Origin of the sequence: Streptomyces cavernicola (genome assembly GCF_029968035.1) — a bacterium.
Classification (GTDB): domain Bacteria; phylum Actinomycetota; class Actinomycetes; order Streptomycetales; family Streptomycetaceae; genus Streptomyces; species Streptomyces cavernicola.
The window spans coordinates 29,868-55,659 of record NZ_JASCIQ010000010.1 but is presented as its reverse complement, the minus strand read 5'-3'; the positions used below and the strand labels follow the sequence as shown (position 1 = coordinate 55,659).

Genomic DNA, 25,792 nt, shown 5'->3' with positions numbered 1-25,792 from the left:
CAGGAGACACAGCACGATGCGCATCGGAGTTCTCACCGCAGGCGGAGACTGCCCCGGCCTGAACGCAGTGATCCGGTCGGTCGTGCACCGCGCCGTCACGAACTACGGCGACGAGGTCATCGGCTTCGAGGACGGGTACGCGGGCCTGCTCGACGGCCGCTACCGGGCCCTCGACCTGAACGCGGTCAGCGGCATCCTGGCCCGCGGCGGCACCATCCTCGGCTCGTCCCGCCTGGAGCGGGCCCGCTTCCGCGCGGCTTGCGACAACGCCAAGGAGCTCATCGAGAAGAGCGGCTTCGACGCGCTCATCCCGATCGGCGGCGAGGGCACGCTGACCGCCGCCCGGATGCTGTCGGACGCCGGTGTGCCCGTGGTCGGCGTACCGAAGACCATCGACAACGACATCTCCTCCACCGACCGCACCTTCGGCTTCGACACGGCCGTCGGCGTCGCCACCGAGGCCATGGACCGGCTCAAGACCACCGCCGAGTCGCACCAGCGCGTGATGGTCGTCGAGGTCATGGGACGGCACGCCGGCTGGATCGCCCTGGAGTCCGGCATGGCCGCGGGCGCCCACGGCATCTGCCTGCCCGAGCGGCCCTTCGACCCCGCCGACCTGGTGAAGATGGTCGAGGAGCGCTTCGACCGCGGCAAGAAGTTCGCCGTCGTCTGCGTCGCCGAGGGCGCCCACCCCGCCGAGGGCACCATGGACTACGGGCACGGCGCCATCGACCAGTTCGGCCACGAGCGCTTCCAGGGCATCGGCACCGCCCTCGCGCACGAGCTGGAGCGCCGCCTCGGCAAGGAGGCCAAGCCGGTCATCCTCGGCCACGTCCAGCGCGGCGGCACCCCCACCGCGTACGACCGGGTCCTCGCCACGCGCTTCGGCTGGCATGCCGTCGAGGCCGCGCACCGCGGGGAGTTCGGGCACATGACGGCGCTGCGCGGCACTTCGGTGGATATGGTGCCGCTTGCCGAGGCCGTCACCGAGCTGAAGACGGTGCCGACGGCTCGCATGGACGAGGCGGAGTCGGTGTTCTGACGGCGCCTGCCGGGCTGGGGCGGCCTTGGCCTTTCCCCTACCCGCCCCTTCCCGGCTGTGTCGATTTGCGGCTGCCGCCGCGTGGCTGCGGCGCTGTCGTTCGGCTTTCCCGCCGTCGTGGCTGGGCGCGCAGTTCCCCGCGCCCCTAAGAACTACGCGCGGCGATCGCCGTCCAGAACTCCTCGACGATCCGCTCCAGGAACTCCCGACCCGAGTCGTCGTCCCCGGCCTCCATTCCGCCCCAGCTGAGCGTGGCCACCATCCGTGCGTGGTACTCGCCGTGCAGCTCGTCGAGGACCGCCTCCACCGTGGCCCGGGGGAGCGGGACCAGCTTGGCGACCGGCCGGACGTACCCCTCCCAGCGGGCCGTGGCCGCGCTGCGCAGCAGGTCGGCGAGGTGCTCCTCGCGGCCCGTGACCGTGATGAAGTCCCGCATCCCGAGCCCGAGCACCTCGGCGAGCGCCGCCGACTGCCGCTCGTTGCCCCGCCACTTCCCGCTCTCCTCCATGCGGAGATACGCCTCGTGCTCGACGCCCACCGCCATCGCGACGTCCTGCGAGGCGAGCCCGCGGGTGATCCGGTGCTCCCGCAGCGTCGTCGCCGCACCCAGGAGTTCGCCCGGCGCGCACCACAACGCCCCGGCGAGCGCGGTCAGTTCGGCCGAGGTGGGCGCGACCCGGCCGCGCTCCCACGCGGCCACGGTGTCCGGCGTGACGTACGACATGCCGTAACTGGCCCGCAGGCTGTACGCGACGTGTCCGTGCGCCATCCCGAGCGCTTCACGCAGCCGCCGGGCAGCGAGGTTGTTGAAGGGCGGCGTGGCGCCTGCGGCCTGGCTCTGATGCACGCGGTCACGCTAGAGCGCTACTCAAGAGTCGCCTACGGTGCGTTCGCCCAGGATCACGGGGCGTACTGCCCGTAGGAACGTCCAAGGACGGGCCCCTGCCCCGCGGGTTCACCCCTTCACGGCGCCGCCGAGTGCGAATCCCGCGCCCAGGCGGCGGGCGATCAGGAGGTAGAGGAGCAGCACGGGCGTGGAGTAGATGACCGAGAACGCGGCGAGCTGGCCGTAGACCACCGTGCCGCGGTTGCCGAAGAAGTCCTGGATGCTGACCGAGGCCGGCATCTGCTCGGGGGTGAGCAGCAGCATGAAGGGGACGAAGAAGTTGCCCCACATCATCACGAACGAGTACACCGTCACGACCGCGACGCCGGGACCCATCAGCGGCAGCACGACCCGCAGCAGGGACTGGAACGGAGACGCGCCGTCCGTCCAGGCGGCCTCCTCCAGCTCCTTCGGGACGCCGTCCATGAAGTTCTTCATCAGCCATACCGCGAACGGCAGTTGGGACGCCGCGAAGAACAGGATCGTGCCGTGCATCGTGTCGATCAGCTCGACCTGCACGAACAGCGCGTACACCGGGACCATGATCGCCGTGATCGGCAGGCACGTCGTGAACAGGACCGTCGCCAGGAACGCGCGGCCCGTCCGGGAGCGGTAGCGGGACAGCGGGTACGCCGCGAGAGCCGCGCACACGACCGTGAGGAGCGTGGCGCAGCCGCACAGGATCAGGCTGTTGAGCAGCGGCGTGAACGTGACCTCGGGGACGAGCACCGCGTCGAAGTTGGCGAAGGTGAACTCCTCGGGGGCCTTCACCCTGAGGTCCGCGTCGGCGTCCACGGCGGAGAGCAGCACCCAGGCGAGCGGCAGCACGAACGCGGCGGCCACGACGAGGAGCGCCGCGTCGGCGGCGAGGCGGCGGGTCGTACGACGGGCGGACATCGTGACCTTGGCGTCGGACACTCAGGCCTCCATCCGCAGCAGGCGCATGTAGACGAGCGAGAACAGTGAGCCGACCACGAGCAGCAGCAGCGCCACCGCCGTCGCGTAGCCGATCATGTGGTTCTGGAAGGCCTGCTCGTACATGTAGAGCGGCAGGGTCTGGCTGCGGCCGCCGGGACCGCCGCGGGTCATCACCCAGATCAGGCCGAACACCGAGAGCGTCTGCAGGGTGTTCAGCATCAGGTTGGTGCCGATGGAGCGGCGGATCATCGGCAGCGTGATGTGCCACATCCGACGCCAGCCGCCCGCCCCGTCGACCTCCGCGGCTTCCGTGACCTCCTGCGGGATCTCGTTCAGGGCCGCCGAGTACACCAGCATCGAGAACGCCGTGCCGCGCCACACGTTCGCGAACGACACCGCGAGGATCGGCAGCGTGAACAGCCAGTTCTGGACCGGGAGTTGGAGCCAGTCGAGGACCGCGTTCAGGGTGCCCTCGCGGCGGAAGAACGCGTAGAGCAGAAACCCCGCGACGACCTCCGGCAGCACCCACGCCACCACCACGATCCCGCCGGTCAGGGTGCGCACCGGCCTGGACGCGCGCCGCATCAGGGACGCGAGGGTCAGGCCCAGCGTGTTCTGCCCGAGCAGGGACGACACCACCGTGAACACCAGCGTCAGCCACACCGCGTTGAGGAAGTCCTCGTCGCCGAAGGCCTCTCTGAAGTTCGCGAGGCCCACGAACGACGACTCGGCCTGACCCGTCAACTGCAGGTCCGTGAAGGCGAGATAGACGCAGTAGCCGATCGGGCCCGCCAGGAACAGCACGAGCAGGACCACGCCGGGCGCGGCGGGGAGGGCCCGCGCCAGGCTGCGGCGCGGGCCGGCGGGGGCGGAGCTCACCTCTCGACCACTTCGCCGTCCGTCACGGAGTCCAGCTCCTCGTCGTACCGCCGCGCGGCCTCGGCCACCGTCGCGTCCCCGGTCGTCACGCTCTCCATCGCCTCCTGGACCGCCGTCGACACCTTCGGGTACGCGGGATACGCCGGGCGGTAGTGCGTGAACTCCACCAGGTCCGTGAAGAACTCGATGCCGGGCTGCGCCTTCGCGTACGCCGGGTCGGCGGCCACGTCCTCGCGGACCGCGATGCCGGAGTTGGCGACGTACCACTTCTGCGCGTTCGCCTTGGTCTGCATCGTCTCGATGAACTCGAAGGCCAGGTCCGGGTTGGCGGCCTTCGAGGGGATCGCCCACGTCCAGCCGCCCGACATGCTGACCTTCCCGGGCGCCTGGCCGTGTTGCGTCGGCATGTGCGCGAGGCCCAGCTCCTTCGACCACTCGGGCCATTCGTGCCCCGAGCCGGGCAGCCAGTCCTGCGGCAGCCACGAGCCGTCCAGGTTGATCGCCAGCTTGCCCTCGGGCATCAGCTCGCCGCGGGTGCGGGTGCCGATGTTCGGGTCGAGCGCGTCCGAGACCTCGGGGCCGAGCTTCTCCTTGTAGACGGTCTCCACGAACTTCAGGGAGTCCTTGAAACCCTTGCCGCCCGCGACCCACTTCTTGCTCGCCGGGTCGTACATCGGGTCCTCGCCCGTGCCGTAGAGCAGCATCTCGAAGCCCTGCATCGTGGCCATCTCGCCGGCCGGCTTGCCGGTGTAGACGTTCAGCGGGATGACGCCCGGGACCTTCTTCTTGACCGTGCGGGCGGCGTCCAGGATCTCCGCCCAGTTCTTCGGCTGCCAGTCCTCGGGGAGCCCGGCCTTCCTGAAGATGTCCTTGCTGAACCAGAGGCCCCGCGTGTCCGTCCCGTCCGGCACGCCGTACGTCTTCCCGTCCGCGCCCTTCGCCGCCGCCTGCGCGGTGTCGACGAACTGGCCCCAGTCCTTCCACTTCTTCAGATACGGGTCCAGGGGCTTCAAATAGCCGCTCGTGATGTCCGAGTTGATGAGGAACGTGTCCTCGTAGACGAGATCCGGCGCGGTCTTCGGGGAGCGCAGCATCTGCTGCAGCTTCGTGTAGTACTCCGAGTCCGGCGCCTTGATCGGGACCAGCTTCACCTTCTTGCCCGGATGCGCCTTCTCGAACTGCTTCTTCATCTCGCCCAGGTACTTGTCCATCACCCGGATCTGGTTGTCCGTGGACTGCTTGTACGAGACCTTCACGACGTCCGGATCACTCTCCGCGCCCGAACCGCAGGCGGTGAGCGAGGCGGCGGCGAGCACGGCGGCCGCGGTCAGGAGCAGGGGAGTGCGCAGGGCGGTTCCGGGGCGGGGCACGCGAACTCTGGGCACGGCATGACCTCCTACGAGCCAGACGTAAGCCATACGTACAGGATCTCGTTGCCCGGTGAACGTAAGGCGGTGGTCAGAGGCGGGTCAATGCCCGTGCGCGGGACGGGAGTTCGGGCCTGGGCGGTCCTGGGCGGGCCGGTGTGTCAGCCGCTCAGCCAGCGGTAGTGCAGCTCCGGGCGGCCGACCTGCCCGTACTGCGGGCTGCGCGCCGCCCGGCCCGTCGCCACCAGATGCTCCAGATAGCGGCGGGCTGTGATCCGGGACAGGCCCGCCGTCGCCGCGGCCGCCGTCGCCGTCAGACCCTCGGGCGTGGCCGCCCGCAACGTCTGCGTCACCCGCTCCAGGGTCGGCGCACTCAGCCCCTTCGGCAGCGCGGCCGGGCCCGGCGAGCGCAGCGTCGCGAGCGCCCGGTCCACCTCGTCCTGGCTGCCCGCCTCCCCGGCCGCGCCCCGGAACTCCGCGTACCGCACCAGCCGGTCCCGCAGCGTGGCGAACGTGAACGGCTTCAGGACGTACTGCACGACCCCCAGCGAGACGCCCTCGCGCACCACCGTCAGATCGCGCGCCGACGTCACCGCGATCACGTCCGCCTGATGCCCCGCCGCCCGCAGCGAACGCGCCAGCTGCAGGCCGTGCCCGTCCGGCAGATACAGGTCGAGGAGCAGCAGGTCCACCTCGGTCCGGTCGAGCACCCGGCGGGCCTCCGCGCCCGAGTGGGCCTTCCCCACCGTCCGGAACCCGGGCACCCGGTCCACGTAGTGGACGTGCGCGTCCGCCGCGACCGGGTCGTCCTCCACCACCAGGACCCGGATCTCGGCTCCGGAACCCTCTGCTCCCGTCATGCGGTCACCTCTCGTTCCGTGCGCCCCGGCGCAGCTCGCAGCGGCAGCCGCACGGTGAACTCCGCGCCGCCCTCCGGGGACGCGGCCACCTCGACCGAGCCGCCGTGCCGGTGCACCGCCTGCCGGACCAGCGCGAGCCCGATGCCGCGCCCCGGACCCTTGCCGGACCAGCCGCGCCGGAACACGTCCGCGTCCTCGGGGATGCCGGGGCCGTTGTCGCCGACCCGCAGCAGCAGCTCCGCGTCGGCGGCGCGCGCGGTCACCGTAACCCGGCCGCCCGGCGTGCCCGTCGCCGCGTCCACCGCGTTGTCGATCAGATTGCCCAGCACCGTGACCAGGTCGCGGGCCGGCAGCGAGGCCGGAAGCAGACCGTCGTCGATCCGGCTGTCCTCGGACACCACCAGCTCCACGCCGTGCTCGTTGGCCTGCGCCGCCTTGCCGAGCAGCAGCGCCGCGAGCACCGGCTCGCCCACCGACGTCACCACCTGGTCGGTCAGCGCCTGCGCCAGCTCCAGCTCCGCCGTCGCGAACTCCACCGCCTCGTCCGCCCGGCCCAGCTCGATCAGCGACACCACCGTGTGCAGCCGGTTCGCCGCCTCGTGCGCCTGCGAGCGCAGCGCCTGCGTGAAGCCCCGCTCGTGGTCCAACTCCCCGGTCAGCGCCTGCAGTTCGGTGTGATCGCGGAGCGTGACGACGGTGCCGCGCCGCTCGCCCCCGGACACCGGCGAGGTGTTCAGCACGACCACCCGGTCACCGGTCAGATGTACCTCGTCGACCCGCGGCTCCGCAGCGAGCAGCGCACCCCTCAACGGCGCGGGCAGGCCGAGCTCCGCGATGCCCCGGCCGACCGCGTCCTCGCCGAGGCCGAGCAGCTCCCGCGCCCCGTCGTTGATCAGCGCGATCCGCCGCTGCCCGTCCAGCATCAACAGCCCCTCGCGCACCGCGTGCAGCGCCGCCTGGTGGTAGACGTGCATCTGCGACAGCTCGGCCGCGTTCATGCCGTGCGTGTGCCGGCGGAGCCGGGCGTTCACCACGTACGTGCCGAGCCCGCCCAGCGCGAGCGCCGCCGCCGCGACGCCGACGAGCGCGGCCACCTGGTCCCGTACCTGCTCGCTGATCTCCTCGATCGTGATCCCCGCGCTGACCAGGCCGACGATCCGCCCCCGGTCCTCGATCGGCGTCACCGCCCGCACGGACGGGCCGAGCGTCCCCGTGTACGTCTCGTGGAACGTGCGGCCCTCCAGCGCGGGCCCGATGTGCCCGAGGAACTTCGCGCCGATGTTCTGCGGCGTCGGATGCGTCCAGCGGATCCCCCGCGTGTTCATGATCGTCACGAAGTCCACGCCGGTGGACCGCCGCACCTTCTCCGCGTACGGCTGCAGCGTCCTGCTCGGATCCGGCCCCCGCACCGCCTCGCGCACCGACGGCGACTCGGCCACGGCCCGCGCGGTCGCCGTCGCCTGCCGCTCCGCCGCACCCTCGGCCAGCCGATGCGCCGTGACGTACGCGAACACGGCACACCCGGCGACGACGAGCGCCACGAGCACGACCTGCATCGCGAACAGCTGACCGGCCAGGCTGCGCGGGCGGGGGACGTGGGGCACGTGGGGGACGCGGGGCATATGGCCATGGTGCCTGGTCGCGGGGTGTTCGTATAAACGCGAACTAAATGAACGCAAGGGTGACCCCGGTCACCGCGTGGTGGATATTCTCCGGGACCGCTGCCTGGACGTGAGCCGCGTTTTCCGGAGGTGGGCGGAAGCCCCGCCGGCGTCGGCGGGGTCGTTGACACAGAGCCGTAAGTGCGAGGAGGCACCGTGGCCGCAAAGCGGGACAGAACCCACTTTCTCTATATCGCCGTCATCGGCGCGGTGCTGCTCGGCATTGCCGTCGGCTTCGCCGCCCCCGGTCTGGCGGTGGAGCTGAAGCCGCTCGGCACCGGCTTCGTGAACCTGATCAAGATGATGATCTCGCCGATCATCTTCTGCACCATCGTCCTCGGCGTGGGCTCCGTACGGAAGGCCGCCAAGGTCGGCGCCGTCGGCGGGCTCGCCCTCGGCTACTTCATGCTGATGTCGACCGTCGCCCTCGCCATCGGCCTGGTCGTCGGCAACATCCTGGAGCCCGGCCACGGCCTGCAGCTCACCGAGGCCGTGCGCGGCGCGGGCGAGGCGCAGGCCGAGGGCGCGTCGGAGTCCACCGCGGACTTCCTGCTCGGCATCATCCCGACCACGATCGTCTCCGCGTTCACCGGCGGCGAGGTCCTGCAGACCCTGCTCGTCGCCCTGCTCTGCGGCTTCGCCCTGCAGGCCATGGGCTCCGCCGGCGAGCCGGTCCTGCGCGGCATCGGGCACATCCAGCGTCTGGTCTTCCGCGTCCTCGCCATGATCATGTGGGCCGCCCCGGTGGGCGCGTTCGGCGCGATCGCCGCCGTCGTCGGCGAGACCGGCGTGGACGCCCTGAAGTCCCTCGCGGTCATCATGATCGGCTTCTACATCACCTGCGCCCTGTTCGTCTTCGTCGTCCTCGGCACGATCCTGAAGATCTTCACGGGCATCAACATCTTCTCGCTCCTGAAGTACCTGGGCCGCGAGTTCCTGCTGATCGTCTCCACCTCGTCCTCGGAGTCGGCGCTGCCGCGGCTGATCGCCAAGATGGAGCACCTCGGCGTGAGCAAGCCGGTCACCGGCATCACCGTGCCGACCGGCTACTCCTTCAACCTCGACGGCACCGCGATCTACCTGACGATGGCCTCGCTGTTCGTCGCCGAGGCGATGGGCGACCCGCTGTCGATCGGCGAGCAGATCTCGCTCCTGGTCTTCATGATCATCGCGTCGAAGGGCGCCGCGGGCGTCACCGGCGCGGGTCTGGCCACGCTCGCGGGCGGCCTGCAGTCGCACCGGCCCGAGCTCGTGGACGGCGTCGGCCTGATCGTCGGCATCGACCGCTTCATGAGCGAGGCCCGCGCCCTCACCAACTTCGCGGGCAACGCCGTCGCCACGGTCCTCGTCGGCACCTGGACCAAGGAGATCGACAAGGAGCGCGCCGCGCAGGTCCTGGCCGGCCAGATCCCGTTCGACGAGCGCACCCTGGTCGACGACCACGCGCCGTCCTCGGAGACCTCCGAGGCTTCGGACGCGGCGGTGCCGGAGCAGTCGGAGCCCACGGAGAAGTCGCTCAAGGTCTGACCCCGGCTCCGGACTCCCGGCTCCGGACTTCAGGCTTCGGACTTCCGGCCACTGACGCGCGGCGGGCCGCACCCCCACACGGGGTGCGGCCCGCCGCGCGTTCGTGCCTGCGCCGTCGCCCTGTCCGCGTATCCGCTTAGCCGCTCATCCGTGCTGCACCAGGGTGTTCTGGCCGACGTGCAGCAGCCACGTACCGTCGTCCTCCCTGCTCATCATGTAGAGCGGCGCGCCCTCGGTGTCATCGGCCGGGTCGCCGTCGGGCACGTGGTAGGCCTGCCGCACCTTGACCGCCGCCACGTCCGGGCGCAGGAACGTGACGTGGACGACGTCGTACGCGACGTCCCCGTCCCACTCGGCCTGCGGCAGTACGGCCCGGGTGAACTCGGCGATCGCGTCGAACCCGATGAGGACCTTGCCGTGGGCGGTGGTCCACAGGGCCTCGGGGTGGAACAGCTTGAGGAACCCCTCGGCGTCCTTGGCCCGCTGGGTCCGCTGGACGGTGGCGACGACCTGGTGGATGGCGGCGAGGTCGGCTGCCTGCGTGGTCTGTTCTTCTGTGTTCATACGGGGAGCTTGATCCCTCAAGTGGGCTTGAGGTCAAGGGGGTTGGGGGGGAGGCAGGGGAGGCCCCTCTGCTCACCCGCCGGTCGCCTCCGGGAACAGGGACGTGAACGGTTCGGTCAGGCCTGCCGCGTCCCGCGCCGCCGGGTCGTCGAACTGCCAGACCAGGAACAGCAGGAAGGCGATCAGGGCCGTGAAGAGCCCGGCGAGGACGAGTTCGCGGGGGGAGCGCCGCAGCTGCAGGGCGAAGAGCATGCCGACACTGACGAGTCCGCCCACGATGAGCCCGAACCACACCGTCCCGCCGAGCGTCGAACCGGAGTCCAGGGCCCGGGTGTTGCGAGCCTCCACGGCCGCGGTGATCTGGTCGGCGAGGGCGTAGGAGGCGCGGCTCTCGGTGTCGGTGCGGGGCTTGTGGTCGAGTACGGCTCGGCGTACGTCGGTCAGGAGCTGGTCGCCGCGGTCGGTGAGCTCGCCGGAGTCGGCGAAGGCGGGCCACTCCTTCTTGAGGGAGTGCTCGATGTAGGCGTCGATGCCCGAGCGGATGCGTTCGGCGGTCGCGTCCGGGTAGTCGGTGGCGCGCTCGCGGATCTCGTGCAGCGCGAACGCCTCGGCGCGCGCGGTGTCCTCGGCGGCGGCCTTCCCCTCCCAGACGCCGGCGATGGCCAGGCCGAGGACGATCGCGTAGACCACGCCGATCATCATCGTCATGTACTCGATGACGTCCGGGGTGTCGTCCGGGTCCTCGTCCTCGGAGACACGGCGGTCGCGCAGGAACGCGGTGAAGACGACGGCGGCGCAGGCGGCCGCCATGGCTAGGGCGAGCGCGAGCCAGTTGCTCAACTTGGGTCCCTTCGGGGCGTGTTGGCGTTTCTGAGCAGGGGGCAGGGGCGGGTCCGTCAGCAGGGTCCGGTCGGGGGGGGCCGGTCGTCAGGGGGAGCGGCTTCAGCAGGACCGGCTTCAGCAGGACCGGCTTCAGGAGGACCGGCTTCAGGAGGACCGGCTTCAGGAAGAGCGGCCGCCGCCTGCTCGGCCTGTGGCGCCGCCGCCCGAGTTGGCCGCCCCGAAGGCCGCGGCGATCACCGCGGGGGCGACGAGCAGCAGGGTCCGGGTCACCGGCGAACTGCCCGCTTCCTCGGCCCGCTGAGGCGCGGCGTGCGGCGGGGGCGGGAAGAAGAAGGGCGAGGCGGAGGGCTTCGGCTTCGGTTTGGGCTTGGGCTTCGGCGCGGGCGGCTCGGGCGGTGGCGGCGCCGGGGTGGCGGTCCTCGCCGGGGGCGGACTCGGCGGCGGGGGAGGCGGTGGTTCGGGGGTCGCGGTGGTGGGCGGAGGCGGAGGCGGAGGCGGCGGGGGCGGCGGTTTCGGGGCCGGTGGTGGCGGCGTACGCCGACAGGCCCTGCGTACGGCCTCGCCGACACCCTCCTCCCGCGCGACCTTCCCCCATTCCTCAAGCGGGAGATCGACACCGACGTAGGCACAACTGTCCACGCGGGGCCGCCCGTTGGGGCCGAGGGAAAGGGAGACGGAGGCAGACACAGACGCGGACGCGGACAAGGAGACGGGTAAGTGCCCGGGTGTCCTGGTCGTGCTCGTGCCGGTGGTCGTGCTCGTGGTCGTCGTGGCAGGGGTGGCGGTCGTGGCAGCCGTGGCCGTGTTCGTGGCTGCGGGGGCGGCAAGGAGCAGGCCGACGAAGGGAGTTATGAGGAGGGCGCGACGCAGCGCCGGGGAGGCCGCGCGCCGCACGGTCATGACAGTCACACGAGCACACTGTGCAGCGGACGCCCCCGTCATGTACGTACGGAGATCATTTAGCTCATAGGGGGGACGGGGCGGGGCGCGGGGTGGACGAATGTGCGAGCTGTGGGGTAGGGGGGGCTCAATGAGCATGGGGCGTAGGGGAGTTGGTGGTGAAACGGACGAGGTTCCGGGAGGGTCTCAACTCACGATCACGGTGAGCTTCTTCACCACGGAGAACTTCTTGCTCTCGGCGGTGGTGGGCTTGTCGTCGTACCCGCAGCGATAGCAGCCGAAGAGCCTCACCTTGGCGATGCCCTTGTCGTAGGCGTTGAACTCGTACCAGTCCTGGCGTGCGGCGGCCGCGTCGCCGACCGCCGGAGGCTCGGAGAGGCCCTCGCGCAACACCGGGCCTTCGGGCTCGGTCACGAACTGCCAGGTGTAGCCGGGCTGGTTGGCATAGCGGTTGGCGATACGGAAGGTCTCGCCGGCGCGCACGGTGACGGTGCTGTCGAAGTCCGCGTCCAGGACACGGATGTCGTCCGGTTCGTAGCCGTCGGCCGGGGTGGCGCTGCTGCCGGCGGGAAGGATCCCGTCGGGATCGTGTTCGACCCCGCTGACCTGCTCCCCCTCCCTCGCCGTCACCAGGTACGTCATGGTGCGCTCGCCGTCGATCTCCTTCAGGACGATGCGGGCGGTGCCGGTCTTCAGGGCGCGGAACCGAAAGTAGTGGGTGCCCTTGACGGTCTTCTCGCCCTTGGCACGTACGACCCCGCCCGACTCCCCGGACTCGGCGAGCCGCCAGTCGTCGGCGTCGCCGCCCGGCCGTACGTGGAGGGAGAAGTCGTGGTCGACGAGCACCTCGGGCTCCGTGGACTGCGAGGCGATGTCGATCTCCCCGTCGGGCCCGCGCGGCACGTTGTGGAGGGGCGGGGGGACGGCGCAGCAGACGGTCCGGTCGTCGATGAACTCCTCGTGGACGACGAATCCGCCGCTGCCCAACACCGCCAGCGCGGCCCCGGCGGCCAGCAGGCGGGCCCGCTTCGACAGCCGTCTCAGCGACATCGCTCTCATCAACGCACCACCACGGTCAGGGTTTTGGTCACGGAGAACTTCTTGCTTTCGGGGGTGGTGGGCTTGTCGGAGCCGTCGCAGCGGTAGCAGCCGAAGAGCTTCACCTTCGCTGTGCCCTTCTCGTAGCCGAAGAGCGAGTACCAGTCCCGCCGTACGCCCGCCGGGTCGCCGGTCGTGTGCTCGGGCTCCGTGGGGACGGACAGGCCGTCGTGGTACTGCTCGATGAGGGTCCAGGTGTAGCCCGGCTGGTTGCCGTACCGGTTGGAGACGAGGTAGTGCTCGCCTCTCTTCAGGGTGACGGTGCCCTCGAAGTCGCCGAGGTCTTCCGTGCCTTCCCGGTCGAGGGGGAACTCGTTCGTCACTTCCGGGTCTTGTGGTCCGTATCCGGCGTCGTTACTCCGGGCGTGGATCAGATACGTCATGGTGCGGTCGCCGTCGACTTCCTTGAGGACGACGCGGGACTCTCCGGGTTTGAGGGCCCGGAACTTGAAGTACCGGGTGCCTTTGACGGTCTTCACGCCCTTGGCGCGCAGCGCCTTCGGGTCCCCGGCGTCGGCGACCTCCCAGTCGTCGGCGTCCCCGCCGGGTCGTACGTGCAGGGAGAAGTCGTGGCCGACGGGCACGCTGGGTTCCAAGGCCTGGGACGCGATGTCGATCTCCCCGTCGGGGCCTTTGGGGAGGTCGTCGACGGTCGGCTCCACACAGCACATTCCGGTGTCGATGAACTCCTCGTAGACCACGTATCCACCGAACACCAGCAGGGCCACCGCCCCTGCGAGGCCGCCGAGGACCCTCTTACGCAGTTTCCGCATCAGCGCCTCACCTGGGGAGGTGGACGTTGGTGACCTCGGGGAAGCGCCCCTGGGTCGGCGTGCCCATGGTGCCGTTGACGAACTCCGACTCCTTGACCCAGCTCGTCTGCCCCCACGGGTTGTGGACCTGCAACATGTCCCCTTCGTGTCCGATGATCACGAGAGCGTGGCCGCCGTCCGGCCCCTCCGTCTTGATGGGCACCGGTCGGCCCTCGGCGACGGACCGCTCGATCTCCGGCAGTGCGCCCCGCCGGTCGTCCGCGCTGTTCAGATCCTGACGCTCGTAGTCCGCGCCCGTGGGCGAGTTGAGCTCGTTGTCGGCCACTTCCGACCAGCCCTCGTCGCCCATGGACTCGGGCGGGCCCTGCCCGAACAGGCCCTCGTTCGCCCCGTCTCCGTCCTCGTGGACGCGGCGCTGTTCGTCCACGAGCCGTTCCCGAAACGCGTCGCCCGAGTTCTCGTCGCCATCGGGGCCGCCGGTCAACTGCAGGGCGTAGACGGGGTCGACCATGGCGCGGGCATGGACGGTGGACGAGGCGACACAGCTGCCGTCCTGGCCGTAACCGCCCTGGGCCCACTCCTGGCGCTGGAACGTGTTCGGCACCCGGCCCTTGTCCCAGTCACCGTTCACATCGACTTCGGTGCGCACCGGCTGCAGGTGCTCCCGCAGCCAGTCCTCGTTCCTGCCGGCGATATTCCGGTCGAAGTCCTTCAGCTCGGCCATGCCGTGGCCGGCGGCGAGCGCCTTCATCAGGTATGCCTGGTGTTCCGGTGACCCGGCCCCGTCCAGCATCCGCTGGAACTCGGCGCGGTCCGCGGGGCTCATGGCGTTCAGTCGGGCGCTGGAACGCTCCAGGTCGTTGGCGGTGAGGATCTCGTTCTGGTCGCGGCCCAGGCTTTCCTCGTCCACCGACGACGTGTCGGCCAGCATCATCTTGTCCACGGGACTGAGGCTGTTGCCGGTCACCTTGCCCGAACGGGCCTCAGCCGCCAGCTTGTTGAGGTCTCTGGCGGCGGCACGCGCGGCGTCGTCCACCACGACTGCGGCCTCGTGCCTGTCCTTGGCACCGGTCCTGGCGATCTCCCGCGCCCGCTCCTTCTCCGCCTCCTCGGCGTCCTTCTCCACCAGGTCGTCGAAGAAGCCGTCCTCGCCACCGAGCACGGAGCGTGCGCTCTGCAGCGTCTCGCAGGCGGGCCGGTCCTGGGACTGGGCCTGGCGGACCCCGTCCGCGAGGCGTTGGAGGGCCCGCATGCCGCCCTTGAGCGCCTGGGTGATCTGGCCCGAGGTCCGCGCGGCAGCCGCGACGATCTGTTCGGCCTTGCCGCTGGCCGTGCCTTCCCAGGCGCCGGGGATCGTCTTGCTCGACACCTGCTCGACCGTCGCCTGGACCTCGTGCGCACAGTGATCCGCGGCCTTCCCATACGCCCGCGCCGCCGACTCGATCGTCGCCGGGTCTCCCATCGGGGCTGCTACCCGAAGGGCCCTGTCGATCGCTGTGATGAGGTCGTTCTTCGAGTCCGCGGCCTCGATGTCGTGCCGCGCGGCGGCGAGTTCGGCGCGTCGGGTCGTCGTGTCCTCGCCGGTCATCGGCCCTGCCCCTCGTTCGGAGCGGTCACCATGTCGCGTACCGCCATGATCTCCGCCACCGCCGACAGCCAGCGGGCCAGTGACTCGTCGTCCTCGACCGTGCGGGCCACGCTCGCCCCGGCCTCCAGCCAGGAGCGGACCGCGTCGGCGGCCTCCCGGCCGGGGACGGGCTCAGGGAGCCCGGCTGCGTACGCCGCGCCCCCGCTGCGTACGACCTCCGCGAGGAAGGACACGGCCCGCGGGTACACGCCCGCCCGTCCGAGGGTCACGGCCGCGCTCACGGCCCCGTCGCCGAAGAGCGCCGTGCGCATCCGGCTGCCCTCGCCGAGCCCGAACCGCAGCAGCGTCGAGACGTCGAGCCCTGCCAGATCGTCGTCCGTGCGCACGGTGTTCCTGGCTGCCGTCATTTCTTGCTCCCCCGAGTTGTTGAGTCTGCAAAAGCCTGGTGTGTGATGTCAGTTGAAGTCCGACAAGCCCGTCTGCGCGGGCGCCGCGCGGTGCAGCCGGGCCTCGGCGCCCTGCTCCGCGGCCGTGTAGTTGTTCGTGGTGGTGTTCAACTTGCGGGAGATCTCGCGCAGGGCGTCCCGCAGCACGCTCGCCTCGCGCTGCCAGGCTCCGGCGAACTCGTCGAAAGCCGGCGCCGCCTCCTCGCCGCCCATCACGTCCGGGGCGCTGCACTGGTGGTCGAGAGGAATGATCGACTTGACCGTGTCCAGTTCGTCGGCCGCCAAGCTCAACTTGCCTGCCGCAGAAGCGACTTCTCCGGCGCGTATGCCGTACCCCGTACCCTCGCCCACCGCACGCCCCCTCCGTCGTACGCGGCTCCGCTGTCGGTTGCGGTGGCCGCTCCCAGGCGTTGACGTGGGGAAACGTCGGTGTGGTTCCGGGGAGGCGGGATCTGGTCGGAAGGTCATGGTTCGGGTGGCGCGGCCGGTGGGGCGGTGCGGAGGGTGCGCCATGATGGGGGGATGGGGGCGATGAGCAGGCCGGACGGGGGCGGGGGCGGGCAGGGGAACGGTGGGGGTGTGGCCTGGGAGACGGCCGGCACTCCCCGCGCCCTGGCCCGCGGCTTCGCCTGGCAGCTCGCCAAGTTCCTCGGGTGGGTGGCGCTCTGGTGGGGCGCGTTGTTCGTGACCGTTCTGCTGCCTGTCGGCGCGGTGGTCCCCATGGTCGTCGTGCTGTGCGTGGTCGCGTTCAACATCCTGCAGTCCGGGGGCAGGCTGTTCCTGTTCCGGCGGATGCGGCGCATCCTGCGGGTCTATCCCTGGCACCGTCGGGCCGAGGCGGTGCGGTACGACGCGCGGGGCCGGAAGGCCTCCTTCGTGCTGCCCGACCCGGACCAGCCGGGGAAGACGGCCTCGCCGAAGGCGTCCGGTCTGGTGTTCCGGCCCTGGGACCGCATCGCGCGCAGGGGCTTCACCGGTGAGCTCTGGTACGCGGGTGACCCCCGCTTCGCCTGCGTCATCGCCGAACCCGGTCTGAAGTCGCCGACTTACGTGGCCCAGCCCACCGCGTACGACCGGCGTACCTCCCCGCGCCGCAAAGGCCTCAGCCCCGAGGCGCGGCGTCGGGCGCGGGCTATCGGGGCGCGGGTCGCCGACTAGGCCCGCCATGCCCGCCATGCCCTGCCAGGCCTTGCACGCCAGCCAGGCCTGCCATGCAAGCCACGCCCGCCACGGTTCGCCCGCCCCTCGCCCCGGCGTAACGCCCCCCCGGCGTAACGCCCCCCCCGTGTAACGCCCCCCGGCGTAACACCCCCGCGCGCCGCTCAACTCCCAGCCAGCTTCAGGAAGTTGACGCCCCCGCCCCATTGACGCCCCACCCCCCTCCAACTACAAAACTCTGAGAGCGCTCTCAAGCGAAGGGCGCCGCTCGACACCCTCTTCCCCCACGGAGGTGTTCCATGAGCAAACGTTCCGCACTCGCCGCCGGTCTCGGGGCCGTGGCCGTGCTCGCCGCGCTGCTGGCCCCGACCGCTGCCGCGGACGTCCCACCGCCGCCGGACGGCTGGACCGTCCAGTGGGCCGACGACTTCGACGGGGCCGCAGGGACGCTGCCCTCCGCCGAGAACTGGCAGGTGGACCTCGGCCACAACTACCCCGGCGGCCCCGCGAATTGGGGCACCGGCGAGATCCAGAGCTACACCGACTCGCCCGACAACCTCAGCCTCGACGGCGCGGGCAACCTGCGCATCACCCCGCTGCGCGACGGCTCAGGCAACTGGACCTCGGCCCGTATCGAGACCAGGCGCGGCGACTTCAAGGCGCCCGAGGGCGGGGTGCTTGCCATCGAGGGGCGTATCCAGATGCCGAACGTGACCGGCGAGGCGGCCCTCGGGTACTGGCCGGCGTTCTGGGCGCTCGGCTCGCCGTACCGCGGGAACTACCAGAACTGGCCGGCGATCGGCGAGTTCGACGTCATGGAGAACGTCAACGGGGAGGACCGGGTCCACGGCGTGCTGCACTGCGGCGTGAACCCCGGCGGGGACTGCAACGAGACGCAGGGCCTCGGCGGCAGCCGCGCCTGTCCGGGCTCGACGTGCCAGTCCGGCTTCCACACGTACCGCTTCGAGTGGGACCGCTCGGTCGCGCCGAACGAACTGCGGTGGTCCGTCGACGGGGAGCGGTTCCACAGCCTGTCCCAGGACCGTTTCTCCGCCGGGACCTGGGCGGACATGACAGAGCACACCGGGTACTTCCTGCTTCTGAACGTCGCGATGGGCGGCGCGTTCCCGGACGGGGCCGCCGGGCGGGCGACGCCGGTCGCGGGCACGGAGCCGGGCAGGCCGATGGTGGTGGACTACGTGTCCGTCTCGACGAAGCCGTAGCGGCGTCGCCCGTACGCACAGAGGGCGGGCGCACAGAGGGCTGGCCTTGACGTCAGGGTCAAGGGCTAGCGTCGTACGCATGCGCATCGGGGAACTTGCGGAGCGGGCCGGCACGAGTACGCGGACGCTCAGGTACTACGAGTCGCGCGGGCTGCTGCCCGCGCGGCGGGACGGCAACGGGCACCGGACGTACGACGAGGCGGATCTGCGGCTGCTGCGGCAGATCCGGACCTTGCAGGACTTCGGGTTCGGCCTGGAGGAGACCAGGCCGTTCGTGGAGTGCCTGCGGGCCGGGCATCCGCAGGGCGACTCGTGTCCGGACTCGCTCGCCGTGTACCGCCGCAAGCTCACCGAACTCGACGCGCTCATCGGGGAGTTGACCTCGGTACGGGCGCAGGTCGGGGAGCAGTTGGCGCGGGCCGAGCGGGCCCGCGACGCGCTGGTGGCGGAGGCGGAGACCCCTGGTGGGCCGCCGCCCCGCTGCGCGCTGACGATGACCACGGAGGGGACAGGGCGATGACGGTGACGGCTGCAGTGGCGGAAGTGACGGATGAGGACTTCGCGGCGGAGGTGCTGGGCGTCGCGGACCGTGCGGTGCTGGTGCAGTTCACGGCGGAGTGGTGCGGCCCGTGCCGGCAACTCGCGCCGGTGCTCGCCGAGTTGGCCCGTGAGGAGGCGGAGCGGTTGAAGGTCGTACAGCTGGACGTGGACCGCAATCCGCGGACGACGCTCGCGTACGCGGTGATGGCGACGCCGACGCTGTTGGTGTTCCGGGGCGGGGAGCCGGTGCGGTCGATGGTGGGGGCGCGGGCGAAGCGGAAGCTGGTGCAGGAGCTGGAGGGGGTGCTGGAGGCGTAGCCCGCGTCGCCGCCGGCGGTGCCTGCGTCGCCGCCGGGGTGGGCGGAATTCCCCGTCCGTTTGACGCCCGGTCCATTTCTGTGGCTATATTGGGTGTTTCTGTGTACGCACAGAAAAGGCCACCGATTCGAAGGGAATTTCCCCTTGAAGGTGGCCAACTAGAGACACCGTAGCCCATGAGGAGTGGAATTGTCAACCGGGGATTCCGTTGAATTGCAGCACGAACTGCGGCGCGAGCTGCAGCGTGAACAGCAATTCGTCGACCGCCTCTACGCCCGTCTCGACGGACTCCGGGCCGAGCGGGAGGAGACCGCCCGCCGCGCGTTGGCGCAGCTGGGGAACGGCAGGCAGGCCAAGCTGGAGCGGGACATCACCGCCGACGAGCAGGCCCGCAGCGCCGCCGAACTCGCCGGTGTCGAATCCGGACTCTGCTTCGGGCGAATTGATCACGCCGTCGGGAATAACGGCACGGGCGGCGGTGGTCACCATCACATCGGACGCATCGGAATCCGCGCCGACGACGCCGCGCGCACTCCGCTCCTGATCGACTGGCGCGCGCCCGTCGCCCGCCCCTTTTATCTCGCCACCGGTCACACTCCGATGGGAATCCGGCGCCGCCGCCATCTCACCACCGAGGGCCGTACGGTCACGGAACTCCACGACGAGATCCTCGACCTCGACGACCCGACCCGTACGGGCTTCGAGGACCACAACGCGGACGCGGTGCTGCTCGCCGCCCTGAACGCGGCCCGCACCGGCCGCATGGGCGACATCGTGCAGACCATCCAGGCCGAGCAGGACCGCATCATCCGCGCCCCGCACCGCGGCGTCATGGTCGTCGAGGGCGGTCCGGGCACCGGCAAGACCGCCGTCGCGCTGCACCGGGCCGCGTATCTCCTGTACGCGGAGCGGGAGTTGTTCGCCAAGCGGGCCGTCCTGATCGTCGGCCCGAACCCGGCGTTCCTCGGCTACATCGGCGAGGTGCTGCCCTCGCTCGGCGAGACCGGCGTACTCCTCGCGACGGTCGGCGAGCTCTACCCCGGCGTGCACGCCACCGGCACGGACACCCCGGCGGCCGCCGCCGTGAAGGGGCGCGCGGACATGGCGGAGGCGCTCGCGCAGGCCGTGCGCGACCGGCAGTCCGTGCCCGACCCGGTCCTGGAGATCGACCACGACGACTACGGCACGCTGTACCTGGAGCGCGGCATGGCCGAGGACGCCCGCGCCCGTGCCCGCACGACGCAGCTGCCGCACAACCTGGCCCGGCCGTACTTCGTGTTCGCCCTGATCGACGCCCTGACCGCGCAGCTCGTGGAGCGGCTCGGCGCGGACCCGTTCGGCGGGCCCAACCTGCTCGGGCCCGACGACATCGCGCAGATCGGCAAGGAGATCGCCACCAGCACCGAGGTGCACGCCGCGATCGACTCGCTGTGGCCGCCGCTCTCCCCGCAGGGCCTGCTCGCCGAGTTCCTCGAAGACCCGCGCGGGTACGTCCCGGACGCCGACGCGGAGGCCATCAGGCGCGCGCCGGGCGCGCCGTGGACCGAGGCGGACGTGCCGCTCCTGGACGAGGCGGCGGAGCTGCTAGGCGTGGACGACTCCGCGGAGCGGGCGGCGAAGGAGGCCGAACGGCAGCAGCAGATCGAGTACGCGCAGGGCGTCCTGGACATGTCGTACGCCTCCCGGACCTACGAGTTCGAGGACAAGGAGGAGTCGGACGAGGACGCCGCCGAGGTGCTCTCGGCGCACGACATCATCGACGCCGAGCGGATGGCGGAGCGCCAGGAGGAGGCCGACCACCGCACGGCCGCCGAGCGCGCCGCAGCCGACCGGACCTGGGCGTTCGGCCACATCATCGTGGACGAGGCACAGGAGCTGTCGCCGATGGCGTGGCGGCTGCTCATGCGGCGCATCCCGACCCGCTCCATGACCCTCGTCGGCGACCCGGCGCAGACCGGCTCGGAGGCCGGCGTCGGCAAGTGGGCGGACATCCTCGGCCCGTACGTCGAGGACCGCTGGGAGATGGTGCGGCTCGGCGTCAACTACCGCACGCCCGCCGAGATCATGGACGTCGCGGCGGACGTGCTGCGCGCCGAGTCGCCCGAGTTCGAGCCGCCGCGTTCGGTGCGGTCGACGGGCGTACGGCCGTGGGTGCGGCGCACGGACGACCTGGCGGGGGCCGTCGCCGAGGCGGTCGCGCGCGAACTGCCCGAGGAGGGACGGCTCGCGGTGATCGCGCCGCGCTCCCTGCACGCGGAGCTCGCGGAGGTGCTCGACGGGGTCACGGCGGGCGCGGGCCCCGACCTCACGCACCAGCTGGTGCTCCTCGACGCCCGGCAGTCCAAGGGCCTGGAGTTCGACAAGGTCGTGGTGGTCGAGCCGGCGGAGTTCCGCACGAGCGACCTGTACGTGGCGCTCACCCGGGCCACGCAGGGCCTGGGCGTCGTGCACAGCCGTGAACTGCCGTTCCCCGAGGGCGGATTGTCAGTGGCGGGTGACAGCATGGCGGCATGAGTGAACAGATGGACGAAGCCGGGCCGGGGCTCGATCTCGACGGCGTGCTCGCGGACCCCGCGCGGCTGCTCGACGCGGACCGCGCGGAGCTGCGGGCGCGCCTGGCCGGGGCCTCCGCGGGGGCCTCGGCGGGGGTCGGGCGCGAGGTGTTCCTGCAGGCGGAGGCGATGTTCGGGGTCGCGGACGTGTCGCGTGCCGAGTTCGCCTCCTGGCTGCATTTCGCTGCGCTGGCGACAGGGGAGCCGTCGTACGCGGAGCGGGTGGCGGCCGCCGAGCCGGGCATGCCGTGGCGCACGGTGTGGGCGTGGTGGCGGCCGGTCAACTGGTTTGTGGCGCAGCCGAGTTTGAACGGGGACTACTACTGGGTGGAGTGCTTCGACGGGGACGGTGCCGAGCTCGTCCGGGTCCGCGACCACCGGGGGGAGGTCTGGCTGGACCGGGGGACGGGGCAGCGCGTGCCGGCGCCGACCGGGGAGGTCGCCAAGGCGTGCTGGGGGTCGGTCGACGGCGCGCCGAACCTGTGGGACAGAGGGGAGTTGAGCGCCCCGGAGAGCTGGGCAGAGGCGGAGCCCTTCGCCTCGGCGGGCGGTAGGACGCGTTACGTGTGGGAGAGCAGCCACGGCCTGGCCGTCTTCGAGACCGACGACGAGGTGCTCCGGGACTGGCCCGCCGGGGACGTGGACACCGAGTCGTCCCAGGAGCCGCCGCCCGGTCCGGGCCCGTCCGTGCGGCGGGCGGAGGGGCCGCTCACGGCCGAGCGAATGGACGATGCCTTCGGGGCAGGGCATGTACTGCGCATCGCCGACGACGCACTGCCGGATGCGCTCGAACACCCGGTCAGCAGACGGCACTTGCGGGATGTCGGAGTGCCCAGGTGGTGGAACAGCCACGCCGCCGAGTACGACGGGTACGGGCCGGAGGCCATGGTGCCGCCCACCGCGGACGAGCTGTCCGGCGCCGATCTGCTCACGCTGGGCAGCTCGACCTATGGCGAGGTGTACCTGCACCGGCGCGAGGGGTCGGTGCATGTCCGGGGCAACTCCGAAGGCCCGAGCGACCGGACCCTCGTCACCCTCGCGCCCGACCTGGACGTCTTCACCCGCACCTTGGAGGCCGTCCACCGCTACAGCAACGCCTGCTGGCACCCGTATCCGGCGGAGGGTGACCAGGACGACGTGGCCCTGCTGCTCCTGGACGAGCTGAACGACCTCGCCCCCGGCCTCTTCGACAAGGGCACGCCCAGCGGCGAGCTGTGGTCGTGGATATACGCCAACATCACAGAGATCGGCGTCGACGGGTACTGACGGGTACTGGGGGAGCCCCCTAGCGAGGCGCCGCCAACCGCCGTATCGCCGACATCGGCACCGGCAGCCAGTCCGGGCGGTGGCGGGCCTCGTACAGGACCTCGTACACCGCCTTGTCCGTCTCGTACGCCCGCAGCAGCACCCGTTCCGCGCGCGGGTCGTGGCCCGCGGCCTCGGCATAGCCGTCGCAGTACGCGTCCCGGCAGGCCGCCGCCCAGGCGGGGGCGCGGTGGGTGCAGGCGGCGTATTCGAAGGAGCGGAGCATGCCCGCGACGTCGCGGACGGTCGGGTGCGGGCGGCGGCGCTCGGCGAGGGGGCGGGCCGGCTCGCCCTCGAAGTCGATGACGTGCCAGGCGCCGTCGGCCCCGCACAGGCACTGCCCCAAGTGCAGGTCCCCGTGGACCCGTTGGACGATGCGGCGGGTGTCGTCGAGCGCGCCGAGCGCGGTGTACGCGGCGGCCAGGGCGGGGGCGTAAGGGCGCAGGGCGGGCACGGCGCGGGCGGTGGAGTGGAGGCGTTCCGTCATCGCCGCGGCGAGGGCCTCCGTCCGGGTCCGGGAGAGCGTGGCCGTCGGCAGGGCGCGGGCCAGGGCCTGGTGGACCTCGGCGGTGGCCCGGCCGAGCGCCGCCGCCTCGCGGGTGAACGCCGCACCTTCGGAGAGGGCGCGCAGGGCGAGCGCCCAGCCGTCGGCGGCGCCCGCGACGAAGGGCTGAAGGAGGCCGAGGACGTACGGTTCGGCGGCGCCGTCCGGCCGGGCCCCCGCCCACGCCACCGGGGTCGGCACGCGCGGGCAGTCCGCGCGGGCCAGGGCGCGGGACAGCTCCAGCTCGGGATGGGTGCCGGGGGCGACGCGGCGGAACAGCTTGAAGATGTACGCGTCGCCGTACACGAGAGAGGAGTTGCTCTGCTCCACGTCGAGGACGCGGGGCGCGAGGGAGCCGGGGACGGCCGGACCGCGGGGGCGCTCGAAGTGCAGCGGGCCCAGGTCGCCGGGGGTGCGCAGCAGGTCGAGCAGCACGTCGGCGAGCAGCGGGTCGTGCAGCGCCTCGTACACGGTGAGCCCGGCGAGGGGGCCGCCGCGGGGGCGGCCGACGAGCGCGCCGGAGAGCGGGGCGGGGAGCGTTCGCCGCACGCCGAGCAGGAGTTGGTAGCAGTCCGTGTCCCGGCCGGGCTGCCGGGCGTCGACGAGGAGGTGGAGGAGGCCCGGCTCCGCCGAGGACGGCCGCAGTTCCGTCGCCGCGACCGGGGCGAAACCGGTGACGGGCCGGCCCTTGCCCGCGAACCACCGTTGCCGTGGCAGCCAGTCCCGCAGCAGCGGGGCGAGCGAGTCGAGCAGCCGCCGCGGTGCGGCGCCGGCGGACGGCCGGGCCGGTGCGGTCCCGGAGCGGGGCACGGTCTCCGACATGCGTAGCGGTCCCCTTCCCGCCGGGGGAATCCGCCTCGCGGCCCAGGGCCTGGGGGAGGCGCCCGTATGCGTGGGGTTCAGGTGCCCGGTGCCGCGCCGCGAGAAACGGGCCGCGAGGAACGGGCCGCGAGGAACGGGCCGCGAGGAACGGGCCGCGAGAAACGGGCCGCGCCCACCCGGGCCCGGCGGCCGACGCGGACGGGCGGTACCGGACCAGGTCCGGTACCGCCCGCCGTTCACGTCAACTGCAGCTCATCCGCCCGCAGTTCAGCGCTGCTTGCCGCCCTTGGCGGCCTTGACGTTGACGCCCGCCCAGGCCGCGTCGACGGCCTTCTGCTCGGCGGAGTCCGCGCCGTAGAGGTCCTTGGCGGCGTCGAGGGTCGCCGTACGCGCGGCGGCGTAGTCGGTCCTCGACGTCATGTACGTGGTCAGGGCCTTGAACCAGATCTTCTCGGCCTTGTCCCGCCCGATGCCGGTGACGGGCTGGCCGTCGGCGGTCGGGGAGTCGTACTTCACGCCGTTGATCTCCTTCGCGCCGCTGCCCTCGGACAGCAGGTAGAAGAAGTGGTTGGCGACGCCCGACGAGTAGTGGACGTCGATGCCGCCGATGCCCTGGTACCAGTCGTCCTTGGACTTGCCGTCCTTGCTCGGCTTGTCCATGTAGCGCAGCGGGGTGCCGTCGCCGCGGATGTCGATCTTCTCGCCGATGAGGTAGTCGCCGACGTCCTCGGAGTTGTTCGCGGAGAACTCCACGCTGGAGCCGAAGATGTCGGAGGTGGCCTCGTTGAGGCCGCCGGACTCGCCGCTGTAGATCAGGCCCGCGGTGTTGGAGGTGACGCCGTGGGTCATCTCGTGCGCGGCCACGTCGATCGACGTGAGCGGCTTGGCGTTGCCCTCGCCGTCGCCGTACGTCATGCAGAAGCAGCTGTCGTCCCAGAAGGCGTTGACGTAGCTGTCGCCGTAGTGGACCCGGGAGTACGCGCCGACGCCGTCGCCCTTGATGCCGTCGCGGCCGTGCACGTTCTTGTAGTAGTCCCAGGTGAGCGCGGCGCCGAAGTGCGCGTCGGCGGCGGCGGTCTCCTTGTTGGCGGCGGTGCCGTCGCCCCACTCGTCGTCCGCGCCGGCCACCAGCTTGCCCTGGCCCGAGGTGCCGTTGGCCAGGTCGTACGTCTTGTGGTCGCCGCGGGTGCTGTCGGTGAGGGAGAAGCCGCTCGACTCCTGCTTGCTGCCGAGCTCCACGTCACCGCTGTACTGCGTGTGGCCGGTCCCCGTGTGGATGGTGTCCCACTGGAAGATCTTCTTGCCGGTGCGGGCGTCCGTGACGATGTGCAGCTTGCTCGGAGTGCCGTCCTTCTTGGTGCCCTTGACGACCTTCTCGTACGCGAGGCGCGGGGTGCCGCTCGCCGCCCAGACGACGGCGCGGGAGCCCTCCGGGGCGGCCTTGGCGCGGGCGGTGTCGACCTTCAGCTCGCCGGAGCGGGCCTTCGTGACGCCTTCCGTCTTACGGGACTTGGTCTCGTGCACGACCAGGTCGCCGCCGAGGACGGGCAGTCCGTCGTAGGTGCGCTCGTAGCGGGTGTGGATGCTGCCGTCGCGGTCCTTGACGACGTCGCGGACGACGAGCTTCTCGGCGCCGGAGAGGCCCAACTCCTTGGCCGTACGGGCCTTTTCGGCGTCGGCGTCGCGCAGCAGCTCGGCGCGCTGCGAGGCGGAGAGCTTGGCGGGCGATGCGGCGGGCGCCTTCTCGGCGGTGGGCGCCGCGTTGGCGGTGCTCAGGCCGGTGCCGATGAGGGCGGCGGCGACGATCGCTGTGCCGACGGCGGTGGTGGCTCGTCTGGCGGAAACGTGACGCGATATGTGGGGCGACACTCTTACTCCCTGGATGTGGGGGTGTCCGGACGGCGTGGGGGACCACCCGGACGGGGAAGTACTAGGTGCTGATGCCGTGTTGCGGCTGTGCCGTGCGGGGAGAGAGTGT

The 25,792-nt window shown here is 71.4% G+C and carries 23 protein-coding genes and 1 pseudogene; 8 read left to right on the top strand and 16 right to left on the bottom strand.

Annotated elements, in window-relative coordinates; translation table 11 throughout:
• Positions 1 to 16 precede the first annotated feature (16 nt).
• Entirely contained in the window at positions 17 to 1,042 is a 1,026-nt protein-coding gene (locus QIS96_RS11580; protein ID WP_282542406.1) for a 6-phosphofructokinase, read from the top strand.
• A gap of 145 nt (positions 1,043 to 1,187) precedes the next feature.
• Here the strand turns inward: QIS96_RS11580 and QIS96_RS11575 are convergent, their stop codons facing one another.
• From QIS96_RS11575 to QIS96_RS11550, 6 genes are all read right to left on the bottom strand, one after another.
• Complete coding sequence (locus QIS96_RS11575; protein ID WP_282542405.1) at positions 1,188 to 1,889, bottom strand: helix-turn-helix domain-containing protein; 702 nt, start codon at positions 1,887 to 1,889, stop codon at positions 1,188 to 1,190.
• 108 nt (positions 1,890 to 1,997) lie between these two features.
• Positions 1,998 to 2,825, bottom strand: coding sequence for a carbohydrate ABC transporter permease (locus QIS96_RS11570; RefSeq protein WP_282542534.1), 828 nt, complete (start codon positions 2,823 to 2,825; stop codon positions 1,998 to 2,000).
• 21 nt (positions 2,826 to 2,846) lie between these two features.
• Positions 2,847 to 3,725, bottom strand: coding sequence for a carbohydrate ABC transporter permease (locus tag QIS96_RS11565; protein WP_282542404.1), 879 nt, complete (start codon positions 3,723 to 3,725; stop codon positions 2,847 to 2,849).
• The gene (locus QIS96_RS11560) at positions 3,722 to 5,095 is read right to left on the bottom strand and encodes an extracellular solute-binding protein (protein ID WP_408907166.1); all 1,374 of its coding nucleotides are present in this window, start codon (positions 5,093 to 5,095) and stop codon (positions 3,722 to 3,724) included. Before QIS96_RS11560 ends, QIS96_RS11565 begins: the two co-directional genes overlap by 4 nt.
• 158 nt (positions 5,096 to 5,253) lie before the next feature.
• Positions 5,254 to 5,952 carry a response regulator gene (locus tag QIS96_RS11555; RefSeq protein ID WP_282542403.1) on the bottom strand — a complete coding sequence of 233 codons (699 nt, stop codon included), beginning with the start codon at positions 5,950 to 5,952 and terminating at the stop codon, positions 5,254 to 5,256.
• Positions 5,949 to 7,574, bottom strand: a complete 1,626-nt coding sequence (locus QIS96_RS11550; RefSeq protein ID WP_282542402.1) for an ATP-binding protein — start codon at positions 7,572 to 7,574, stop codon at positions 5,949 to 5,951. The genes QIS96_RS11555 and QIS96_RS11550 overlap by 4 nt, the downstream gene beginning before the upstream one ends.
• Positions 7,575 to 7,769: 195 nt before the next feature.
• Between QIS96_RS11550 and QIS96_RS11545 the strand changes: the two genes are divergently transcribed.
• Complete coding sequence (locus QIS96_RS11545) at positions 7,770 to 9,140, top strand: cation:dicarboxylate symporter family transporter (protein WP_282542401.1); 1,371 nt, start codon at positions 7,770 to 7,772, stop codon at positions 9,138 to 9,140.
• 144 nt (positions 9,141 to 9,284) lie between these two features.
• Here the strand turns inward: QIS96_RS11545 and QIS96_RS11540 are convergent, their stop codons facing one another.
• From QIS96_RS11540 to QIS96_RS11510, 7 genes are all read right to left on the bottom strand, one after another.
• Positions 9,285 to 9,704 (bottom strand): SgcJ/EcaC family oxidoreductase, encoded by a 420-nt coding sequence (locus QIS96_RS11540; protein ID WP_282542400.1) that lies wholly within the window; start codon positions 9,702 to 9,704, stop codon positions 9,285 to 9,287.
• 72 nt (positions 9,705 to 9,776) lie between these two features.
• Positions 9,777 to 10,544 carry a bestrophin-like domain gene (locus QIS96_RS11535; RefSeq protein WP_282542399.1) on the bottom strand — a complete coding sequence of 256 codons (768 nt, stop codon included), beginning with the start codon at positions 10,542 to 10,544 and terminating at the stop codon, positions 9,777 to 9,779.
• A gap of 1,089 nt (positions 10,545 to 11,633) precedes the next feature.
• The gene (locus tag QIS96_RS11530) at positions 11,634 to 12,497 is read right to left on the bottom strand and encodes a hypothetical protein (protein ID WP_282542398.1); all 864 of its coding nucleotides are present in this window, start codon (positions 12,495 to 12,497) and stop codon (positions 11,634 to 11,636) included.
• A gap of 8 nt (positions 12,498 to 12,505) precedes the next feature.
• Positions 12,506 to 13,318 carry a hypothetical protein gene (locus QIS96_RS11525; protein WP_282542397.1) on the bottom strand — a complete coding sequence of 271 codons (813 nt, stop codon included), beginning with the start codon at positions 13,316 to 13,318 and terminating at the stop codon, positions 12,506 to 12,508.
• Between the two features lie 7 nt (positions 13,319 to 13,325).
• Positions 13,326 to 14,906 carry a WXG100 family type VII secretion target gene (locus QIS96_RS11520; RefSeq protein WP_282542396.1) on the bottom strand — a complete coding sequence of 527 codons (1,581 nt, stop codon included), beginning with the start codon at positions 14,904 to 14,906 and terminating at the stop codon, positions 13,326 to 13,328.
• Positions 14,903 to 15,313: a hypothetical protein gene (locus QIS96_RS11515; protein ID WP_282542395.1), complete on the bottom strand. Its 411-nt coding sequence runs from the start codon at positions 15,311 to 15,313 to the stop codon at positions 14,903 to 14,905. Before QIS96_RS11515 ends, QIS96_RS11520 begins: the two co-directional genes overlap by 4 nt.
• A 48-nt stretch (positions 15,314 to 15,361) precedes the next feature.
• Positions 15,362 to 15,637 carry a WXG100 family type VII secretion target gene (locus QIS96_RS11510; RefSeq protein WP_282542394.1) on the bottom strand — a complete coding sequence of 92 codons (276 nt, stop codon included), beginning with the start codon at positions 15,635 to 15,637 and terminating at the stop codon, positions 15,362 to 15,364.
• Positions 15,638 to 15,931: 294 nt separating this feature from the next.
• Here QIS96_RS11510 and QIS96_RS11505 point away from each other — a divergent pair, with 294 nt between their 5' ends.
• From QIS96_RS11505 to QIS96_RS11490, 4 genes and pseudogenes are all read left to right on the top strand, one after another.
• Positions 15,932 to 16,510, top strand: coding sequence for a hypothetical protein (locus tag QIS96_RS11505; protein WP_282542393.1), 579 nt, complete (start codon positions 15,932 to 15,934; stop codon positions 16,508 to 16,510).
• A 299-nt stretch (positions 16,511 to 16,809) separates the two neighbouring features.
• Positions 16,810 to 17,727: pseudogene (locus QIS96_RS11500) on the top strand (glycoside hydrolase family 16 protein); the annotation flags it as partial.
• An 85-nt stretch (positions 17,728 to 17,812) separates the two neighbouring features.
• A complete protein-coding gene (locus tag QIS96_RS11495; RefSeq protein ID WP_282542392.1) occupies positions 17,813 to 18,253 on the top strand; it encodes a MerR family transcriptional regulator in 441 nt (146 codons plus the stop codon).
• Complete coding sequence (locus tag QIS96_RS11490; protein ID WP_282542391.1) at positions 18,250 to 18,591, top strand: thioredoxin family protein; 342 nt, start codon at positions 18,250 to 18,252, stop codon at positions 18,589 to 18,591. Before QIS96_RS11495 ends, QIS96_RS11490 begins: the two co-directional genes overlap by 4 nt.
• Positions 18,592 to 18,783: 192 nt before the next feature.
• On the opposite strand, the gene QIS96_RS11485 is transcribed toward QIS96_RS11490, so the two are convergent.
• Positions 18,784 to 19,185 carry a hypothetical protein gene (locus tag QIS96_RS11485; protein ID WP_282542390.1) on the bottom strand — a complete coding sequence of 134 codons (402 nt, stop codon included), beginning with the start codon at positions 19,183 to 19,185 and terminating at the stop codon, positions 18,784 to 18,786.
• Positions 19,186 to 19,191: 6 nt separating this feature from the next.
• Here QIS96_RS11485 and QIS96_RS11480 point away from each other — a divergent pair, with 6 nt between their 5' ends.
• Positions 19,192 to 21,105 (top strand): HelD family protein, encoded by a 1,914-nt coding sequence (locus tag QIS96_RS11480; RefSeq protein ID WP_282542389.1) that lies wholly within the window; start codon positions 19,192 to 19,194, stop codon positions 21,103 to 21,105.
• Positions 21,102 to 22,409: an SUKH-4 family immunity protein gene (locus QIS96_RS11475; RefSeq protein ID WP_282542388.1), complete on the top strand. Its 1,308-nt coding sequence runs from the start codon at positions 21,102 to 21,104 to the stop codon at positions 22,407 to 22,409. Before QIS96_RS11480 ends, QIS96_RS11475 begins: the two co-directional genes overlap by 4 nt.
• 19 nt (positions 22,410 to 22,428) lie before the next feature.
• Here the strand turns inward: QIS96_RS11475 and QIS96_RS11470 are convergent, their stop codons facing one another.
• Positions 22,429 to 23,814 (bottom strand): maltokinase N-terminal cap-like domain-containing protein, encoded by a 1,386-nt coding sequence (locus tag QIS96_RS11470; RefSeq protein WP_282542387.1) that lies wholly within the window; start codon positions 23,812 to 23,814, stop codon positions 22,429 to 22,431.
• A 267-nt stretch (positions 23,815 to 24,081) separates the two neighbouring features.
• Positions 24,082 to 25,683: a M4 family metallopeptidase gene (locus QIS96_RS11465; RefSeq protein ID WP_282542386.1), complete on the bottom strand. Its 1,602-nt coding sequence runs from the start codon at positions 25,681 to 25,683 to the stop codon at positions 24,082 to 24,084.
• Positions 25,684 to 25,792: the final 109 nt, after the last annotated feature.

Excerpts from the sequence above, each read along its gene's own strand:
- QIS96_RS11580 (WP_282542406.1), top strand. The coding sequence starts at position 17 with ATGCGCATCGGAGTTCTCACCGCAGGCGGAGACTGCCCCGGCCTGAAC.
- QIS96_RS11570 (WP_282542534.1), bottom strand. The coding sequence starts at position 2,825 with ATGTCCGCCCGTCGTACGACCCGCCGCCTCGCCGCCGACGCGGCGCTC.
- QIS96_RS11555 (WP_282542403.1), bottom strand. The coding sequence starts at position 5,952 with ATGACGGGAGCAGAGGGTTCCGGAGCCGAGATCCGGGTCCTGGTGGTG.
- QIS96_RS11550 (WP_282542402.1), bottom strand. The coding sequence starts at position 7,574 with ATGCCCCGCGTCCCCCACGTGCCCCACGTCCCCCGCCCGCGCAGCCTG.
- QIS96_RS11540 (WP_282542400.1), bottom strand. The coding sequence starts at position 9,704 with ATGAACACAGAAGAACAGACCACGCAGGCAGCCGACCTCGCCGCCATC.
- QIS96_RS11530 (WP_282542398.1), bottom strand. The coding sequence starts at position 12,497 with ATGTCGCTGAGACGGCTGTCGAAGCGGGCCCGCCTGCTGGCCGCCGGG.
- QIS96_RS11525 (WP_282542397.1), bottom strand. The coding sequence starts at position 13,318 with ATGCGGAAACTGCGTAAGAGGGTCCTCGGCGGCCTCGCAGGGGCGGTG.
- QIS96_RS11520 (WP_282542396.1), bottom strand. The coding sequence starts at position 14,906 with ATGACCGGCGAGGACACGACGACCCGACGCGCCGAACTCGCCGCCGCG.
- QIS96_RS11515 (WP_282542395.1), bottom strand. The coding sequence starts at position 15,313 with ATGACGGCAGCCAGGAACACCGTGCGCACGGACGACGATCTGGCAGGG.
- QIS96_RS11495 (WP_282542392.1), top strand. The coding sequence starts at position 17,813 with ATGCGCATCGGGGAACTTGCGGAGCGGGCCGGCACGAGTACGCGGACG.
- QIS96_RS11490 (WP_282542391.1), top strand. The coding sequence starts at position 18,250 with ATGACGGTGACGGCTGCAGTGGCGGAAGTGACGGATGAGGACTTCGCG.
- QIS96_RS11480 (WP_282542389.1), top strand. The coding sequence starts at position 19,192 with ATGGGAATCCGGCGCCGCCGCCATCTCACCACCGAGGGCCGTACGGTC.
- QIS96_RS11475 (WP_282542388.1), top strand. The coding sequence starts at position 21,102 with ATGAGTGAACAGATGGACGAAGCCGGGCCGGGGCTCGATCTCGACGGC.
- QIS96_RS11470 (WP_282542387.1), bottom strand. The coding sequence starts at position 23,814 with ATGTCGGAGACCGTGCCCCGCTCCGGGACCGCACCGGCCCGGCCGTCC.